Below are 16,604 nucleotides of genomic sequence, written 5' to 3' on the forward strand. Positions count from 1 at the left end.
CGTGACGTCACGGGCGAAGATAGCGATATCGCTACGACGACTATCCGGAGGAGGGGGTGTCACGCCTTTTTCTTGGTCAGCCGCTCCAGCGCATCCACAATCAAATCGCAGAATTTTTGATGGTCGAGCTTCATCGCAACAGTGTGGCGGAAGTCGACCTGCTCGCTCGCCGTGCCGCCAAAATGGCGCATGCCACCCATCTTCTCGAAATTGCAGACCGTCATGCCCTTGGTCCACCGTCCGGCAAGCTCGACGCGGATGTCGGCCTTCTCGGTGGTGAAGACGGTCGGGTCGATCATGGCCGCGACGCAGCATGCGTCATGGACGGCGGGATACTCGATCTGCAGGAGGCCGCCATGCGTGGTCGCGATGAATTCCCAGATATCGAGGATGAACTTGGCCATCGGGCCGCCGACGGCGCGCACCCTGTCCTGAAGTCCCTTGGTGGCCAGCGCCTGGTGCGTGAGATCGAGCCCCACCATGGTGACGTCCCAGTTGGCCCGGAACACCACATCGGCGGCTTCCGGGTCGGCATAGACGTTGAACTCAGCCGAGGGCGTGATGTTGCCTCTGGTATAACTTCCCCCCATCGCGACGACCCCTTTCACCCGCTCGACGATGCGGGGGTCCTTGCGCACGGCAAGTGCGATGTTGGTGTAGGGACCGACCGGCACCAGCGTGATCGTCTTCGGCTCATGCGCCATGACTGTGTCGATGATGAAGTCGACGGCATGGCGCTTGTCGAGTTCGAACGAGGCGGGCGGCAGTACGGGGCCGTCGAGCCCGGTTTCGCCATGGATCTCGATGGCCAGCACCTGATCGATGAGGAGCGGACCGGGAGAGCCCTTCGCCACCGGCACCTTGATGCCGTAGGCGGTGCATACCGAAAGGGCATTGCGCGTGGTGTTTTCGACATTGTGGTTGCCCGACACCGTGGTGATGCCGAGGAGATCGATCCGTGGATTGCCTGCCGCCAGCAGGATGGCGATAGCGTCATCATGCCCAGGGTCGCAGTCCAGTATGATCTTTTCCATGTGGCACCTCTTTTGCCGGCCGAGCCTGTCGGGACAAGAGACTGCCGCACCTACGCCGTCAAGCGTCTGGCGCTCAGCCGACCCAGCGTAGAGTTTCCAAACAGGCGCTCACACCGTCCAGAAATAGCGCACGATGTGAAAGAAGACCGGGGCAGCGAAGACCAGGCTGTCGGTGCGGTCCATCATGCCGCCATGACCTTCGATCAGATGGCCCCAGTCCTTGACGCCCTGGTCGCGCTTGATGGCCGAGGCGACCAGTCCACCCAGAAAACCCATCGAGCAGGCGACGAAGGCCACGGCTGCCGCCTGCAGCGGCGAGAACGGCGTCACGAACGACAGCAGCGCGCCGAGCAGGCTCGCCGACACCAGTCCGCCGATCAGGCCTTCCCAGGTTTTCGAAGGCGAGACGTTCGGCGAAAAACGGTGTTTTCCGAACAGCTTGCCGAAGATGTATTGCAGCACGTCGCTGCCTTGCACGACGATGATCAGGAAGGCGATCAGCAACAGGTTGCGGCCTTCGAAGCCTGGCACATTGAGGGTTAGCAGCGCCGGAACGTGGCTGACGCAATAGACCGAGATCATCACCGCCCATTGCTGGGCGGCGATCCGCTCGAGAAAGCGTTCGGTGTCGCCATGCAGCGCGGTGATGGCCGGCATCAGCAGGAAGCAGTAGACCGGAATGAAGATGACAAAGAGCCCGTACCAGGCGGTCCACACCAGCCAGTATTGAAACGGTATGATGATGCCGAACATGCCGAGCAGCACCCAATGGTCGCTGCGGCTTGTATGCGTCAACGTCACGAATTCGCGCAGCGCCGCAAACGAAATCAGCGCGAACAGGATGGTCATGCCGTCGCGGCCGAAGAAGAAGGCGACCGTTATCAACACCACCATCACCCACCAGGCGTTGATGCGCTGGGTGAGGTTGACCAACGTTGAACTGAGCGGCTTCGGCGCCCGCGCCGAAAGTATGGCGGCGACGATGCTGGCGGTGGTCAGCACCGCCAGCAGGCCGATGATCAGAATGGAGATTTCGTGGCGCATCAATCGTCTCGCTCGGGGCGCGGGTTGAGCGCCAGAAGCGTGGCGTGGGCGCGCTCGAGAAAGGCGCGGCGTTCTTCGCCTGGAGCCACCGCCACCGGCGCGCCGAAGACGACGCGGCACAGCAGCGGCACCGGCAGGAACTGGCCCTTGGGCAGCACGCGCGACATGTTCTCGATCCAACAGGGGATCAGCTCGACCTCAGGCCGTGCCATCGAAAGATTGTAGAGCCCCGAGCGGAATGCCAGCAGCGGCTCTTCGGTCATGTTGCGCGTGCCCTCGGGAAACAGGATCAGCGAATGGCCCTGGTCGAGAACGGACAGCATGATCTCTATGGGGTTTTCTTCAGGTCTCGTCCATTGCCGGTTGATGAGCACCGACGACAGCATGTCCTCGGCGATGAAGCGTCGCAGCCGCGACTTTCCCCAGTACTCGCCGGCGGCAACGGCGTGGGTGACCGCGCGCTCCTTCTCGCTCAGGCAGGCCGACAGCAGGATGAAGTCGCCGTGGCTGGTGTGATTGGCGAAATAGATGCGCTGCCGGTCGGACGGCAGGCTGCCATTCCAGATCGGACGCACCCCGGTCACCACCCAGGCCAGCGCAGACAGGCCGACGGAAGTTACCGTCTGCAGCAAGGTGAAGGTCGTGAGCGAAAGCTTGCTCATCGCGGCGCCCAAAACCCCGCCGCCAGAAGCGCTGCGGCAAACAGGGCCAGCGCGGCGCGCTGCTTGAACAGCAAGGCGCGGGTACCGGCCATGCGGTCATCGAGCGAACGTGTCGTGGACGGGAAGGGTTTCAGGCGCATGCGCGCCAGTATGTCATCCACCGCGGCACCACCGGAAGCCTCGTCATCGTGGCTGGCCATCAGCCGGAACAACAGCGCGTCGAACACCAGGAGCGCCGACAGCGCCAGCACGGCAACCGCGCTCGCGGCGGTGAGGGACAGCGCGATGGCCGCGGGCAAGGTCTCGAAGGCGCCGCGTGCCGAAGCAGCCAAAGGCGCAAGGATATTTGCGGCCACCACAATCGCGGCCGGCCATGCGGCCTGCTGCATCAGCGTGCGGGCGAAGCGACCGGCGCGTTCCTGGTCGGCATTGCCCGTCATGACGCCGCCCGCTCTTTGGCCTCGGCAAGATGAACCGGCCGGCCGGTGGCCATCAGCATCTCGCGGGCAAGCTTCGGCGCCCTGGCCCTGCCGGTTGCCACCAGCCATTCGGCGAGAACGCCGGCGCTGCGCTGGAAGCCGAGCGCGCAGCAGACCAGCACGGTGCCGTCGCGGCGCGCGCTCTCCAGCGCGCTGGCTGCCTGCTCAAGCATCGTCACGGGCGGCGGCAACAGGTCGATCATCGGAAAGCTGATCCAGCGGCAATCCGTTCCCGCCGGTCTTTCAAGTTCGGCGGCGAGATCGATCACGGTGCCGAAGCCGCTGGCCTCGCTTGCCGTCGGAAAGCGGCCGAGAAAGACACCGTCGGTGATAGCTACGAACGGCGGGAACTTACGCGTCCAAATCGCGGCATTCACCCCAGCGCCAAGTCGGTAGGGCCAAAGCAGGACGCGGCTTGCCAGGGACACATGACCTTCCGCAGTCTTCTGGAACACCTTTGCGCCGGCCCCGGCATAGCCGAAGGCGACGATGGCCAGCGCCAGTGCCGGCCAAAGCAGGATGAGTGCCGTGGCGGAAAAGAAGGCGCCGAGCGCGGCACCGGCCAACGCAAGGACGGCGCCCAGCGCATAGAACTGCGCCAGCCGGCACGCCTTGGTATCGCTGGTCAGCCGGGCGCCTGAAAACGGCAGCTCGCCGGTGCGCGGAAACAGCCACAGGGCGAAGAACCCGAGCAGCGCGCCGGTCGGGATGTCGATGAAATGATGTTGCCAGGTCGTCAGCACCGAGGCGCCGATCAGGAAGCACCAGCCATGCCAGAGCGGCAGGAGGAGGCCGCCGAGCCGGTGGCGCCAGTGATCCCAGATGATCACCAGCAGGGCGATGTGCAGCGAGGGCGCCTGGTTGAACGGTTTGTCGAAACCGCCAAGCACGGCAAACAGGAAGCCCGGCAGGCCGCTCGTTGCAGGCCGCACGAACGTCAGCGTTAGCGGGAACAGGATGAAACAGGCAACGGCGACGATCTGCGCGGTGAGATAGCGCCCGGCCAGGCGGTCGACCCCTTGCCTGCTGTCGTTGAGCAGCAGCGACAGGCCGTAGAACAGGTTGATCGACCAGTAGGGCACGATGGTCCAGGCGAGGAAGGGGATGCTGTGCTCCCAGGCGAACACGATGCTGCCGACGTCGTCGCGCCGCGACGACAGCCAGTTGGCGAAGCCGTAGCTGAGGTAGAAGAACGGCGCCAGGAAGGCCAGCCAAAGGGCTGCCCTGACGACCACCCGGCCATAAGGTTCTGCGCGCACCGTGGATGCAAGTGATGACGCCATCCTGTTCAGCGGCGCCGTGCGACCGAGACGGTGAAGATGCCCCATTGGTCGATGCGCTGCTCGAGCTTGTCGAAACCGGCGGCTTCGACGAGCTGGTCCATCTCGCCTTGCGTGCGCCGGCGCATCACCCAAGCCTGGCCGCCGCGATGCGAGGTCAGGCTGCGGGCGATCATCTCAAGCTGCGGATGCCAGGGCTGGTTGGTGTAGAGCAACAGGCTGCCCGGCTCCATGGCGTGGGCAAGCCCACCTAGCGAGCGGGCGATCATGGCATTGTCGGAGAACAGTTCGTAGAGGCCGGAAACGATGGCGAGGTCGGGCGCCGGATCGATCGAGGCGAGCATGTCGGCATCGAAAGCGTCCGCGCGCTGAAACGAGACGCTCGCCGGCAATTGCCGTTCGGCGATCAGCTTGCGGCCAAGCTGGACATTGAGGTCGGAGTAATCCTGCAGGCGCACGCTCGCCGGCTGTTCGGGGCTCTTCACGATGGCGTCGAGAACATAGCGGCCATGGCCGGCGGCGATGTCGAGAATGTGGGCTGGCCGTCCAGCGGCCTTGAGCGCCGCCAGGCAAGAGCCGATCAGCTCTTCGAGATGCAGCTTGCGCTGGCGGATGCCGCGCCAGCCAATGGCTTCCAGGAAGATGCGGTCGACGGCGCGGCCAAGCGGTGTGAGACCCCGCGCGTCGTTCTCGTAGACATAATCCAGCGTCGAGCCGGAATCGAAGCCGGTGGTGACGCCCGCCTTCATGCCTGACGAGACCCAGGCGCCCATGCGGATGGAGGCGCGGCTGAATGCCCAATAAAGGCCCTTCGGCGACAAAAGATCGAGCGGCGACGCAAGCCTGTCGGCCTCATCGCGCGTGTACCCGGCGATATCAGCCTGCTTCAGGTCGACAGGCGCATCCGGCGACGCGAACTGCTTTTCCAGGAACGGCCGGATCAGGTCGAGGGCCTGCGCTCTGTCACGCTCGCCCAGCGTGTCGTGGAAGAAACCCGGCAACACGTGGCGTTCCTTTGTGCGGCTGCCGAGATTGACGAAAAACGCGTGCTGCGGGCCGTGGCGCACCACCCAGTCGCTGCCGGAAAGCAGAAGCTGCGTCGGTACGGTTATGGCGCGGGCGTCCGCAACGATGCGCGCCGCGTGCTGGTAGAGTTCGACCAGGATGTTGGAGGCGATCGGCCGCGTGATCAGCGGATCGCTCTCGAAGGACGCAATGCGCACGGGATCGTGGGTCAGGAACTTCGCCTTGACGTAGGAATTGACGAAGAAGCGGCCCTTGATGTTCTGCCAGAACGCGATGCCTTCCTTGGCGAAGGGCACGTAGAGCTTGACCGAAAAGGCTGGTGAAGCCAGCACCATGGCACGCAGCTTCGGTGCATAGTCGTGCACCCAGGCCGCAGTGAGCACGGCACCGAAGGATTGCGCGATCAGCGCAATATCCTGCGTGGCGAAGCCATCCCGGGCGGCGATCTCGCGCACGAAGCAGTCGATGTCGCGCACCAGGGCCGAGAAGGAAGGAGCATAGCCGCGCTCGCCGGACGAGCGGCCATTGCCGCGGGCATCCCAGGCATAGAAGGCGTGGTCCGGCATCTGCAATTCGTCGACGAGATGGACCATGCGACCGCCATGCTCGTGGCCGCGGTGGAAGAGCACGACCGCGCCCTTGGCATTGGCCGAAGCTGCCGGCCAGAAGCGGTAGAAGATCTCCGTCCCGTCATGGCTGCGGAAGACACGCTCTTGCGCTTGCCGCTCAAGGCTTTCCGCGGCGATCGGTTCGTGCATCATGGTCTTTCCCTCGGGCGGCATGGCGAAGCCTCGATGCTTAGCTGGCGCTGCCAATAAGGCCAGCGCGTATCCGGTTTATGGCGGTCAACAGTGAAAGCGTTGCCATGGCAGGAAACACAAGCGGCGCGATGGAAGCCGGCCAGAGCCCGGCGGCGCACAACACTGCGACCACGCCCAGCGCCAGCGCCCTGTCGCTCTTGCCGAACGGCCCGGCATAATTTCGCCCGATCCCGGCGGCGATGCCGAGCACGCCGGCGAACTCGGTCAGCACAGCGGTGAGGGCGAAGGCGACGACGCCCCATGGGCCGAACTGTGGAAAGACGGCGAACGGCAGGATCAGCGCAAGGTCCGAAACGACGTCGCAAAACTCGTTCAGATACATGCCGAGCGTCGAGGCCTGCCCGTGTTCCCGCGCCAGCATGCCATCGACTGCGTTCAGCGCCATTCGCACGAACATCACGACGGGAACGAGCAGCAGCGAGCGCCAGTCATGCCAGATCGCGATGGCCGTCCCGGCCGCGATCGACATCAGGGCGGCAAGGATGGTTATGCTGTTTGCTGTGATCCCGATCGCCGCCAGCCGATTGACCAGTGGCCGCAGCCTTCCCTGGAAAGCTGGCTTGAGGGCGTAGAGCGTCGGCATTTCGTTGATCCCCCGATCCTGACAGCGGCTGTACATCAATCTGTCACATTCGACCAGCGGCACGAAGCGGCGCCTCTCCAGTGCGCACACCCTGATGTGGATGCGGGCCGACTGCCATGGCCACCAACCAGACGTTCACCGCCTGCTAACCATGATTGCGAAGCACGGCCGTCATGCACATTTGCCGGTTTCTGGTGCAACCCGGCATCTTGAATAATAAGCACGCTTATTATATATGCCGCTCATGGTTTCTGATGGCATAGACAGATTGGGCTTCTTGATCCACGACGTGCAGCGCCTGATGCGCAAACGCTTCGAGGCGAGGGCCAGTGGCTTGGGGCTTTCTTCGGCGCAATGGCGGCTTCTGGTCCGCGTTGCCAAGGAAGATGGTGTCGCGCAGGCGCGGCTGGCCGAACTTCTTGAAATCGAGCCGATCAGCGTTTCGCGCCTGGTTGACCGCATGGAGGAGGGTGGCTGGATCGAGCGCCGCCCCGACGCAGCCGATCGCCGCGTCCGCATGATCTTCCTGACGCCCAAGGCGAGCGACGCCTACGCCGTGATCAAGAGCATTGCGGGAGAAGTCTATGAAGAATCGCTGGTCGGCGTGAAACCGGAAGCCCGTCGCGTCCTGATCGAGGGACTTGAGGCGATGGTCCGCAACCTGACTGACGACGAGACGCCGTCCGTTGAAAAAGTGAAGAGTGCAGAAGGCGCAGCAGCATGAACGCGGTAGCCAAGATAGACGAGAAGGTGACCGAGCTGGAAGTGGACGCGCCGGCGCAGCCGGCCGCGGCCCCGGTGGCGGTTGCTCCTCCGATGCAGCCGGCCCCGGCGCCGGTGAAGAAGAAGCGCCGGCTGGGCCGCTCCCTGCTGATGGTTGCGCTGCCTGCGGTGCTAGCTATCGGCGGCGGTTACGTCTGGGTCACCGGCGGCCGCTACCAGGAGACGGAAAACGCCAATCTGCAGCAGGCCAAGGTGTCGATCGCTTCCGACACGGCCGGTCGCATCGTTCAGGTCGACATCGCCGATAACCAGCTGGTCAAGCAGGGCGATGTGCTGTTTGCCATTGACCCGGAGCCCTACCGGATCGCGCTGGCCCAGGCCGACGCGGCGGTGGCGGGCGCGCGTCTCAATGTCGAGCAGTTGCGCGCGGCCTATGGCCAGTCGATGGCACAGCAAAGGTCCGATGCCAGTGAGGTCGACTTCGCCCAGTCGCAATTCGACCGTGCCGCGGACCTTGCCCAGAAGGGCATCAACGCCAAGTCGTCGCTCGACCAGGCCAAGAACGATCTCGACAAGGCCAAGCAGCAGCTTGCCGTTGCCGAGCAAGGCATCATCAGCGCCAAGGCGGCCCTTGGTGGCAATCCCGACATCGAGACCGACAAGCATCCGACCGTGATGGCCGCGCTCGCAGCGCGCGACAAGGCGGCCTACGATCTGGCGCAGACCACAGTCAAGGCGCCGGCCGACGGCGTCGTCAGCCAGGCCTCGTCGTTCAAGGTCGGTCAGTATGTCGGCTCCGGCACACCGCTGTTTTCGCTGGTCGAGACCGGCGACACCTGGATCGACGCCAATTTCAAGGAGACCCAGCTGACCCACATGAAGCCCGGCCAGAAGGCCGAGATCATGGTCGACACCTATCCGGGCAGAACCTTCGAGGCGACGGTCAAGGCAATCGGCGCCGGCACGGGAGCCGAATTCTCCCTGCTGCCGGCCCAGAATGCCACAGGCAACTGGGTCAAGGTCACGCAGCGCATTCCGGTGCGCCTGGAACTGACCGATGCCGACGCCAAGATGGCGTTGCGCACCGGCATGAGCGCGACCGTTACAGTCGACACCGGCGTTGCCCGCGGGTTTCCCGCCATATTCGGCCACGCTACGGCGGGCTAGGCGGCGGAGTAAAATCGGCGCGAGCCTGTGGGGAACCAAGCGGGTGCAAACCGGTAGCAGGATTGGTCTGATGGGAGGATGGGAAGAACAAGCGTTTGGTTGGACCCGCGTCGCGACTCGACCGGAATCTGAAATCTTCGACACGGACCCCTCGGTCCTCATGTTTCCGGGCGGCAGGCATCCGCTCATCAGAGACTTTCGGTCGATGTAACCCCCACATCGACCATCGCGTCCCACCGCGAATGAGGGTCTCTCAACGGAAGGCCATGCCGCCCGGAAACCTGTTCTACACGATTTTGTTACCTGCCGGAAGTTCCGCATCATGAGCACGCCCGAACCCTTCAAAGAAGTGCCGCATCGTGGCCTGATTACGGTCGCGCTCATGCTGGCGACGATCATGCAGGCGCTCGACACGACGATCGCCAACGTCGCGCTGCCGACCATGACCGGCGATCTCGGCGCCTCGCCGGACAACATCAACTGGGTGCTGACGTCCTACATCGTTGCCGCCGCCATCATGACGCCGGTCACCGGCTGGCTGGCCGACCGCTTCGGCCGCAAGGAACTGTTCCTGACGGCGGTGGTCGGCTTCACGGTGTTCTCGATGCTGTGCGGCATCGCCTGGAGCCTGGAGAGCATAGTGTTCTTCCGGCTGATGCAAGGCGTGTTCGGCGCCGCGATCGTGCCGTTGTCGCAGACCTTCCTGCTCGACATCAACCCGAGGGAGCGCCACGGCCAGGCGATGGCCATCTGGGGCGCCGGCATTATGCTCGGGCCAATTCTGGGCCCGACGCTCGGTGGCTGGCTGACCGAGAATTTCAACTGGCGCTGGGTGTTCTTCATCAACCTGCCGGTCGGCATTGTCGCCTTCCTCGGCATGGCCGCCTATTTGCCGGCTGTTGCCCGGCGGGTGCGCGGTTTCGATTTCTTCGGCTTCGCCATGATATCGCTCGGCGTCGGTGCGCTTCAGCTGCTGCTCGATCGCGGCGGCGAGGTCGACTGGTTTTCATCGAATGAGATCTGGATCGAGCTTGGTCTTTCGCTGACCGGCTTCTGGGTGTTCATCATCCACACGGTGACGGCCGAACATCCCTTCATCGATCCCAAGATCTTCCTCGACCGCAATTTCGTCACCGGCCTGGCGTTCATTTTCGTCATGGGTGTGCTCATCCTGGCGAGCATGTCGCTGCTGCCGCCAATGCTGTCGACCATCTTCGGCTATCCGACCATCACCATTGGCGTTGTCCTTGGGCCACGTGGTATCGGCACCATGATTTCGATGCTCGTCGTCGGGCGGATCATGAGCAAGATCGACGCCAGGATCCTGGTCGTCATCGGCTTTCTGCTGACCGCGCAGTCACTCTACACCATGTCCAGCTTCACGCCGCAGATGGACAACTGGCTGATCATCAGCTCCGGCGTCATCCAGGGCCTGGGAATGGGAATGGTGTTCGTGCCGCTTTCGACCGTGGCGTTCGCCACGCTTGACGTGCGCTTCCGCACCGATGCCACGGCCTTGTTCAGCCTGGTGCGCAATCTTGGCTCGTCCATCGGCGTGTCGGTGGTGACGGTTCTGATGGTGCGCAACACGCAGGTCAATCACACCGAGCTTTCGGCCTTCATCAATCCGTTCAACCCCAATCTGTGGGCGGTATCGCCGGCGGGCGCAAGCGGCGATCCAATGGCGCTTTCGGAGGTGGATCGCATGGTCAATCTGCAGGCGATGATGATCTCCTACGTCAATGACTTCAAAATACTCATGGTGATGACGCTGATTTCCATTCCGTTTGTTTTCCTGCTGCGCAAGCCAAAACAGGCGCCGGCCGGTAGCGCACCAGCCGCACACATGGACTAGATCGTCGCCCTCGAAATCTAAGGGAACGACCTATCGGCGAGTGCCGCCTCACCTTCCGAGCACAAGGCTCCAATAGCGCAGGGCGCCGTCGCGGCCGTCGCGCACATAGGCGAGGCCAAAGCGGGTGAAGCGCGGGTCGAGCATATTGCGGCGGTGGTCGGGCGAATGCGCCCATATGTCGAACAGCTTCTGCAGGTCGAAACGGCCCTCGGCAATATTCTCTGCGGCGGCGCCGGCAATGCGATTGTCCTTGACGCGCGAGGCGAAATCCTTTCCCCAGCCGGTGGTGTGGTTCATGCGGCCACGCCGCGCCATGTAGCCGGCCTGCTGCAGGGCGGCTTGCTCGAGCTGTGGGTCGGCGACCAGCGGCGGAAGCCCGGTCGAGGCGCGGATGCTGGCCAGCGTGCCGGTGGCGGACGAGGAGACGCCGGCGCCTTCGCCGGTCGGCAGCGAAACTGTGCTGCAGGCGGCAAGCCCGGCCAGGGCTGCAAGGCCGACTGCCTTGAGCCATTTGCGCCTGTTCAAGTTCGCGATCTGCTCGTGTTCGATTCCCGTAGTGGTCATGCCTGCCTGAGATAGTCGCGATCATGGCTTTTGCCGGGCAGGGCGGTGGAAATCTGGAATCGAAACGGCAGTTGCCCGCTCATTTCACCAGGGTGATGAGGCGGCTTGCATACATCTCGCGATTTCCAAGCACGGCTGTGCAGTCGGTCTTGATGGATGAGTTGCCGGTCATCTGCACGGTCAGGCCAACAAGCCTCAGGCAGTCGCCTTGACCGCTCATATCTGAGTTGCCGGCAAAGGAAATGGGCGCGTCGGGCGCATAGACGAACCCGCTGATCACGGAATTTGCGCCGCCATTCAGCGTCAAGGCCGAAGTGTTGCCATGACTCTCGAAAATGGTAATGCCAGCGTAGGGACCGCTGGTGGGAGGGGAAAGGTTCACCATCTCATTTGCATTTATGTAGGTCTGTGCGCCCTCCATGAGGAATATGGTCACGCCTTGGCCGTTCAGGCTGCCGTTGCCGCCCGGCTTTATGGTGGTGCCGCGCAGGATGTAGACACCTGGATTGAGCGTGATGTTTCCCGACAAGGTCTTGTCGCAATACGTGCCGGGCGACAGCGTGTAGGTTTTGCCGTTCGGCACGGGCAGGCACAATGTGTAGGGGGGTGGGACGACGTCCGCCAGTGGATCGAACGACGCATATTGATGTTCGAGCGGCGCACCGCAGGTAAGATTGGCGTTGGGCGGCGAAAGTCCGGAAGTGCCGCCGACGGTCGAGACGCAGCCCGCCGACACCTGCGCCGAACCACCTAAGCTGGCAGCATCGGGCGCATCCGAGTTTGCCGCGATCACGCAACTGCTCATAGAGACATCGGTCGAGCCCTGCAGGCTCACGGCGGCCGACGCATGTGGATCGAGCGCCAGCACACAGGCCTGCGCGCCGGGATTCATCTTGACCGTGGCCGAGCGGTGGGCTGGCCAGGGGGCCGCGCCATTGATGAAGCTCGGACGGTTGATGCTGGACGAAACCGAGATGTAATAGGCACTCGGGTCGCCGCTGGCGCTTGCCGAAAAGGCGGAGACACTGCCCGCATACTCCTGCTGGTCGGCGACGCTCATATTGGCCGTAAAGAATGCCAGCCCAAGGTCCTGCACATCACTCGCGGTCATGCTGGGTAGGTACTTTGTGCCGACGGCAAGTCCAGCCGCGTCCAGCGAATTCTGCAATTGCGCGGCGTCGTCGCTCGTGCCTGTCAGATCGATCGTACCGGCCACGACAAGCATTATCGGCAGCATTGCTATGGCGGTCGCCATGGCAAAGTTGCCGCGCTCCGAAGACCAGAAGCCCTTCAATACGAACATCGCCCCTCGCCAAAACCTGTAAAGCCCAAGTGATACGCCAGGGGTCTCTACGCRCTATTTCAGTAATTACTAAAATTTGTAATGCTTAAATGCAGCAAGATGGCCGACCAAAACGAAAGCCTGCCAACGCACGGCCATATGAGAGGCGACAGGGAGAGATGAGCACGAGGAGCAGCTTCAAGCTATTGACGCGGCGACAACCCCTGGCAAATCGGCTATGGTGCTACATCTACTAGTGGCAGCTGCGGGCGGCCGGGCGGTGACCGTCCCCGACACACGGGAGGAAGGTTATGGCCGGCTTTCATGTCATGGCGGACGCACACGGGGCGCACGTACAGCCCACGGTGCGCAGCATCACCACTGCGGATCTCAGGGATGCGCTGCGCCTCGGCGCCGAGGATTTCTGGGCAAAACCATCGCACTACGTGTTCCTGTGCCTGATCTACCCTGTTGTCGGTCTGATCCTGACGCGATGGACGTCCGGCGCCAATGCCATCCAGCTCATCTATCCCCTGATGTCAGGTTTCGCGCTGGTCGGCCCGTTTGCCGCCATCGGTCTTTACGAGATCAGCCGCCGCCGCGAACTCGGCATGAACACCTCCTGGCGGCATGCGCTCGATGTGCGCCACTCGCCGGCGATTCCGTCGATCGCGGCGATCGGTATCATGCTGGTGGCGCTATTCCTGCTGTGGCTCTACACCGCGCAGTCGATCTACACCGGTCTGTTCGGCGACCAGCCGCCGGCATCGATCGGTGACTTTGTCCGCGAGGTGCTGACGACCGGCAAGGGCTGGACCCTGATCCTCGCCGGCAACGCCGCCGGTTTTGTCTTCGCCGTTGTCGTGCTCGCCACCACTGTGGTTGCCTTCCCGCTGTTGCTCGACCGCGATGTCGGCGCTGTTTCGGCCATCGAGACCTCGGCGCGCGCGGTGATGGCAAACCCGCTGCAGATGGCGCTGTGGGGGTTGATAGTCGCCGTACTGCTGGTGATCGGCTCGATCCCGCTGTTTGCCGGGCTCGCAGTGGTCATGCCGGTGCTCGGCCACGCCACCTGGCATCTCTACCGCAAGGTGGTCGAGCCGGAACGGGCGCAGCAGATCCGGCGGCCGATGTAAAGAACCTCAGCGCTGTGCGTCTGTCGCCATCTTCAGCGCGAGTGCCATCAGCACGGTGCCCATCATCCAGCGCTGGATGACCAGCCATAGCGGCCGGCCGGCGAGGAAGGTGGCTATCGAGCCTGCTGTCACCGCGATAATGGCATTGACGCTGAGGCTGATCGATATCTGCGTCGCACCGAGCACCAGCAGCTGCGACAGGACATGGCCTTTGTCCAGGCTGATGAACTGCGGCAGCAGCGACAGATAGAGCACGGCCACCTTCGGATTGAGCAGATTGGTCATCAGGCCCATGGCGAACAGCTTGCGCGGCCGGTCCCGCGGCAGCTCGCGCACCTGGAACGGCGAGCGTCCGCCCGGCTTCACAGCTTGCCAGGCCAGCCACAGGAGATAGAGCACGCCGGCAAAGCGCAGCGCGTCATAGGCATAGGGCACGGCAAGCAGCAGCGCGGTGATGCCGAACGCCGCCGCCAGTACATAGAAGACAAAGCCGAGCGCGACGCCGCCAAGTGAGATCAGCCCCGCCTTTGGCCCCTGCGACAGGGAACGCGAGATCAGGTAGATCATGTTGGGGCCTGGCGTCAGCACCATGCCGAGGCAGACTAGCGCAAAGGCGAGATGGTTGGCGGTTTCGGGCATCTGTTCGTTCCCCTGCGCACCCCGGTGCGGAAGCGAGCGGCCAATATCTGCCCGCACCGGCGGGCGTCCGCAAGGGCATGGCGCCGCCAGCCGTTGCGCCAGATGGCTGCCAGTGCCTCCGGATCAGCTGACGACGCGCAGGTTCGACAATTCGTTGCCGATTTCCTTGAAATCGTTCGACAAGGTGGCGCCGGTGGCGTTCCAGAACAGCTTGGCCGGCTTGCTCGGATCCGTCGGGTCCTTGCGGAAGCGCGAGTTCGACGAGCAGGATTTCAGCGCCGCGATCGCCGCCTGATCGCTGGTTTTGGTCGTGGACAGGTCGAGCGCCACCGTCATCACCATGATGTTGGCTGCCTTGGCGTTGTTGCAAAGCGTCGCCATCTGTTCGTTGAGCGCGCTCGTGTAGTTGCCGTTCGAATAGTCGAACTGGCCGATGGCGCTCGATGTCCCCAGAAACATGCGGCCGACCGAGGTACCGTTGTAGCCGGGGTTGAGATAGCCGTAGGACGCGTAGGTCGACTTCGAATCGGCGGGATCGGAATAGCCGAGCGACGCAGGCGTGTAGTAGGTGTTGGCGCCGTCGGTCAGCACGATCACGACCTTGTCGTTGCCTCTTTCTGTTTCCGGGCGTCCTTGCGTGAACGGCTCGCCGCTTGAGACCACCCGCCAGCCCCAGGCCATGCCCTCCGGAACGCTGGTGCCGCCATTCGGCTGCATCAGGTCGATCGCGGCCTTGATCGAGGTCAGTCCGTCGGTGACGCTGACATCGGTCAGCGGTGTGATCGGGTTGGTGGTGCAGCTGTAGTTCGGGCCGTTTCCGGCCGGCAGCGCCGGCGCATCGATCGGCCGCGGCTGGAAATATTTGGCCATGTTGCGCAGCCGGGATTGGCCGGTGCTGCTCGTCGGGTCGTCATTCCACCAGCTGTTCACGGCGCCATAGGTCGTCGGCATGGCCTCATCGGGATCCTGGGTGAGCTTCCAATGGTTGCCGGGTTCGTCCGGGGCGAACATCGGCACGAACATCGTCGCCGGATCGCCGATCCCTATGCCGGTGTTCGACGAGCCGCCGGACGGCGGCGCGTCGTTGACATTGTAGGGGTAGGGCCGGGCTTCGACGCAGCCTTGCCAACTGGCGAACGGGCCATAGGAATCGATGTAGTCATACTCGTCGTGGCTTCGTTTGCAGGTGTTGTTCGAGTTGTACTCGTCGCACACCACGCGCTTGCTGTTGGTGACGCGCTCGTGGTTTGTGACGACCTTCATGTCGCGATAGAGCGAAAACCTGGTCAGCATCTGGCCTTCATCGGCACCCCATCCGGAGCCGCGCTTGTACCATATGCCGTTGGTCTGCTGGGCGTATTTGTTGGCCGTGTTCAGCGTCGACCAGTCGAAGTTCTCGTTCGATACCGGCGACAGGCCTTCGGTGTCCATCCACGATGCGTTGCCGTTGCTGGCACCGACATTGACCGAGGCAGCAAAGGGCACGAGGCCGAATTGCACCGGCCTGTCCACCTGCTTGATCATTGCCGCTTGCAGGGCCAGCGTGTCGACCAGCTGCTTGGCAGCAGTTTTGAGAAGATCGATGCGCTTTTGCCCCGAGCCGGTTCCGGTTGTGGTCATCGATCCGGAATTGTCGAGCACCAGGGCAACTTCCAGCGTGTTCTTCAGCCGCACTTCCGAGTTGACGTCGAAGCTGATCTTCTGGTTTGCGTCGGTTTGGGATTTGCCGATGAGCTGGCCGAAGGCAGGAAAGAAATAGGGCTTGTAGTCAAGCCGCGCGCTCATCTTGAGCAAGCCGCCGCCGCTGGTGTTGCTCGGCAAGGTGACGTTGAGCGTCGCGTTGGCGGGATCAACGCTGTTGAGGTTGGCGTTGAAGAAGTCGAGCGCATAGGCTCTCAACTGGTCGTCGGTCGCACCTTCCGTCAGCCGTCGTGCCGTGGCGAAGTTGGCGGCATCGAGCGCATTCAACACCGTCTGCTTTTCACGATTCATCTCGGTGTAGTCGACCGCCATCGCCAGCCCGCCCATCAGCGGAACCAGCGCAACAACCGTCATAAGAGCATAGTTGCCGCGTTTGTCGCGGCAGAACTGACGCCAAAGTTCATGCATGTCTTGCTGCGGCCCCCGCCGGCGGATTCTTGATCAGGCGCCAACTTTCCACAAAACGCTGAAGGACGGGTTTGGGAAACCGCTCGATTGCCTGGTCCGCGCTTCACCAACCGCTAACCAATCCGGCATCCGGGCGAAAGCTGGTGACAGGCGGGGGCGGTTCGGTTAATCGGAACCGGCTGCGGCGAACCGTCGGCCGC

Annotated in this window: 15 protein-coding genes; 4 read left to right on the forward strand and 11 right to left on the reverse strand. The window is 63.2% G+C overall.

Annotated features, from left to right (window positions below; genetic code table 11):
* Positions 1-59 precede the first annotated feature (59 nt).
* From AC1DZP_RS24795 to AC1DZP_RS24825, 7 genes are all read right to left on the reverse strand, one after another.
* Positions 60-1,034 (reverse strand): nucleoside hydrolase, encoded by a 975-nt coding sequence (locus AC1DZP_RS24795; RefSeq protein ID WP_477306003.1) that lies wholly within the window; start codon positions 1,032-1,034, stop codon positions 60-62.
* A 108-nt stretch (positions 1,035-1,142) separates the two neighbouring features.
* Positions 1,143-2,078, reverse strand: coding sequence for a phosphatidate cytidylyltransferase (locus AC1DZP_RS24800; RefSeq protein ID WP_457151782.1), 936 nt, complete (start codon positions 2,076-2,078; stop codon positions 1,143-1,145).
* Complete coding sequence (locus AC1DZP_RS24805; protein WP_457151781.1) at positions 2,078-2,740, reverse strand: lysophospholipid acyltransferase family protein; 663 nt, start codon at positions 2,738-2,740, stop codon at positions 2,078-2,080. Before AC1DZP_RS24805 ends, AC1DZP_RS24800 begins: the two co-directional genes overlap by 1 nt.
* Positions 2,737-3,180, reverse strand: coding sequence for a hypothetical protein (locus tag AC1DZP_RS24810; RefSeq protein WP_477306005.1), 444 nt, complete (start codon positions 3,178-3,180; stop codon positions 2,737-2,739). The genes AC1DZP_RS24805 and AC1DZP_RS24810 overlap by 4 nt, the downstream gene beginning before the upstream one ends.
* On the reverse strand, positions 3,177-4,502 hold the full coding sequence (locus tag AC1DZP_RS24815; RefSeq protein ID WP_477306007.1) for a phosphatase PAP2/dual specificity phosphatase family protein: 1,326 nt from the start codon (positions 4,500-4,502) through the stop codon (positions 3,177-3,179). The genes AC1DZP_RS24810 and AC1DZP_RS24815 overlap by 4 nt, the downstream gene beginning before the upstream one ends.
* A 5-nt stretch (positions 4,503-4,507) precedes the next feature.
* Positions 4,508-6,286: a bifunctional alpha/beta hydrolase/class I SAM-dependent methyltransferase gene (locus AC1DZP_RS24820; RefSeq protein ID WP_477306009.1), complete on the reverse strand. Its 1,779-nt coding sequence runs from the start codon at positions 6,284-6,286 to the stop codon at positions 4,508-4,510.
* Positions 6,287-6,323: 37 nt separating this feature from the next.
* A complete protein-coding gene (locus AC1DZP_RS24825; RefSeq protein ID WP_477306011.1) occupies positions 6,324-6,929 on the reverse strand; it encodes a CDP-alcohol phosphatidyltransferase family protein in 606 nt (201 codons plus the stop codon).
* 244 nt (positions 6,930-7,173) lie between these two features.
* Between AC1DZP_RS24825 and AC1DZP_RS24830 the strand changes: the two genes are divergently transcribed.
* The 3 genes from AC1DZP_RS24830 to AC1DZP_RS24840 all read left to right on the forward strand — a co-directional run bounded on the left by AC1DZP_RS24830 (position 7,174) and on the right by AC1DZP_RS24840 (position 10,674).
* Positions 7,174-7,653: a MarR family winged helix-turn-helix transcriptional regulator gene (locus AC1DZP_RS24830; protein ID WP_457151787.1), complete on the forward strand. Its 480-nt coding sequence runs from the start codon at positions 7,174-7,176 to the stop codon at positions 7,651-7,653.
* The gene (locus tag AC1DZP_RS24835; protein ID WP_477306013.1) at positions 7,650-8,819 is read left to right on the forward strand and encodes an HlyD family secretion protein; all 1,170 of its coding nucleotides are present in this window, start codon (positions 7,650-7,652) and stop codon (positions 8,817-8,819) included. Before AC1DZP_RS24830 ends, AC1DZP_RS24835 begins: the two co-directional genes overlap by 4 nt.
* Before the next feature lie 322 nt (positions 8,820-9,141).
* A complete protein-coding gene (locus tag AC1DZP_RS24840) occupies positions 9,142-10,674 on the forward strand; it encodes a DHA2 family efflux MFS transporter permease subunit (protein ID WP_477306015.1) in 1,533 nt (510 codons plus the stop codon).
* A 48-nt stretch (positions 10,675-10,722) separates the two neighbouring features.
* Here AC1DZP_RS24840 and AC1DZP_RS24845 read toward each other — a convergent pair whose 3' ends face one another.
* Positions 10,723-11,238: a CAP domain-containing protein gene (locus AC1DZP_RS24845; protein WP_477306017.1), complete on the reverse strand. Its 516-nt coding sequence runs from the start codon at positions 11,236-11,238 to the stop codon at positions 10,723-10,725.
* Positions 11,239-11,317: 79 nt separating this feature from the next.
* A complete protein-coding gene (locus AC1DZP_RS24850) occupies positions 11,318-12,541 on the reverse strand; it encodes a TadE/TadG family type IV pilus assembly protein (protein ID WP_477306019.1) in 1,224 nt (407 codons plus the stop codon).
* Between the two features lie 290 nt (positions 12,542-12,831).
* Between AC1DZP_RS24850 and AC1DZP_RS24855 the strand changes: the two genes are divergently transcribed.
* Positions 12,832-13,656: a DUF2189 domain-containing protein gene (locus tag AC1DZP_RS24855; protein ID WP_477306021.1), complete on the forward strand. Its 825-nt coding sequence runs from the start codon at positions 12,832-12,834 to the stop codon at positions 13,654-13,656.
* 6 nt (positions 13,657-13,662) lie between these two features.
* Here the strand turns inward: AC1DZP_RS24855 and AC1DZP_RS24860 are convergent, their stop codons facing one another.
* Both AC1DZP_RS24860 and AC1DZP_RS24865 read right to left on the reverse strand, forming a co-directional pair.
* On the reverse strand, positions 13,663-14,295 hold the full coding sequence (locus tag AC1DZP_RS24860) for a LysE family translocator (RefSeq protein WP_095086701.1): 633 nt from the start codon (positions 14,293-14,295) through the stop codon (positions 13,663-13,665).
* Between the two features lie 123 nt (positions 14,296-14,418).
* A complete protein-coding gene (locus tag AC1DZP_RS24865; RefSeq protein WP_477306023.1) occupies positions 14,419-16,404 on the reverse strand; it encodes a TadE/TadG family type IV pilus assembly protein in 1,986 nt (661 codons plus the stop codon).
* Between the last annotated feature and the right edge of the window lie 200 nt (positions 16,405-16,604).

Source organism: Mesorhizobium sp. P2_F8, from assembly GCF_056403655.1.

Bases quoted from the DNA above. Each gene is read 5' to 3' on its own strand.
- AC1DZP_RS24795 (WP_477306003.1), bottom strand. From the start codon at position 1,034: ATGGAAAAGATCATACTGGACTGCGACCCTGGGCATGATGACGCTATC.
- AC1DZP_RS24800 (WP_457151782.1), bottom strand. From the start codon at position 2,078: ATGCGCCACGAAATCTCCATTCTGATCATCGGCCTGCTGGCGGTGCTG.
- AC1DZP_RS24805 (WP_457151781.1), bottom strand. From the start codon at position 2,740: ATGAGCAAGCTTTCGCTCACGACCTTCACCTTGCTGCAGACGGTAACT.
- AC1DZP_RS24810 (WP_477306005.1), bottom strand. From the start codon at position 3,180: ATGACGGGCAATGCCGACCAGGAACGCGCCGGTCGCTTCGCCCGCACG.
- AC1DZP_RS24815 (WP_477306007.1), bottom strand. From the start codon at position 4,502: ATGGCGTCATCACTTGCATCCACGGTGCGCGCAGAACCTTATGGCCGG.
- AC1DZP_RS24820 (WP_477306009.1), bottom strand. From the start codon at position 6,286: ATGATGCACGAACCGATCGCCGCGGAAAGCCTTGAGCGGCAAGCGCAA.
- AC1DZP_RS24825 (WP_477306011.1), bottom strand. From the start codon at position 6,929: ATGCCGACGCTCTACGCCCTCAAGCCAGCTTTCCAGGGAAGGCTGCGG.
- AC1DZP_RS24830 (WP_457151787.1), top strand. From the start codon at position 7,174: ATGGTTTCTGATGGCATAGACAGATTGGGCTTCTTGATCCACGACGTG.
- AC1DZP_RS24835 (WP_477306013.1), top strand. From the start codon at position 7,650: ATGAACGCGGTAGCCAAGATAGACGAGAAGGTGACCGAGCTGGAAGTG.
- AC1DZP_RS24840 (WP_477306015.1), top strand. From the start codon at position 9,142: ATGAGCACGCCCGAACCCTTCAAAGAAGTGCCGCATCGTGGCCTGATT.
- AC1DZP_RS24845 (WP_477306017.1), bottom strand. From the start codon at position 11,238: ATGACCACTACGGGAATCGAACACGAGCAGATCGCGAACTTGAACAGG.
- AC1DZP_RS24850 (WP_477306019.1), bottom strand. From the start codon at position 12,541: ATGTTCGTATTGAAGGGCTTCTGGTCTTCGGAGCGCGGCAACTTTGCC.
- AC1DZP_RS24855 (WP_477306021.1), top strand. From the start codon at position 12,832: ATGGCCGGCTTTCATGTCATGGCGGACGCACACGGGGCGCACGTACAG.
- AC1DZP_RS24860 (WP_095086701.1), bottom strand. From the start codon at position 14,295: ATGCCCGAAACCGCCAACCATCTCGCCTTTGCGCTAGTCTGCCTCGGC.
- AC1DZP_RS24865 (WP_477306023.1), bottom strand. From the start codon at position 16,404: ATGCATGAACTTTGGCGTCAGTTCTGCCGCGACAAACGCGGCAACTAT.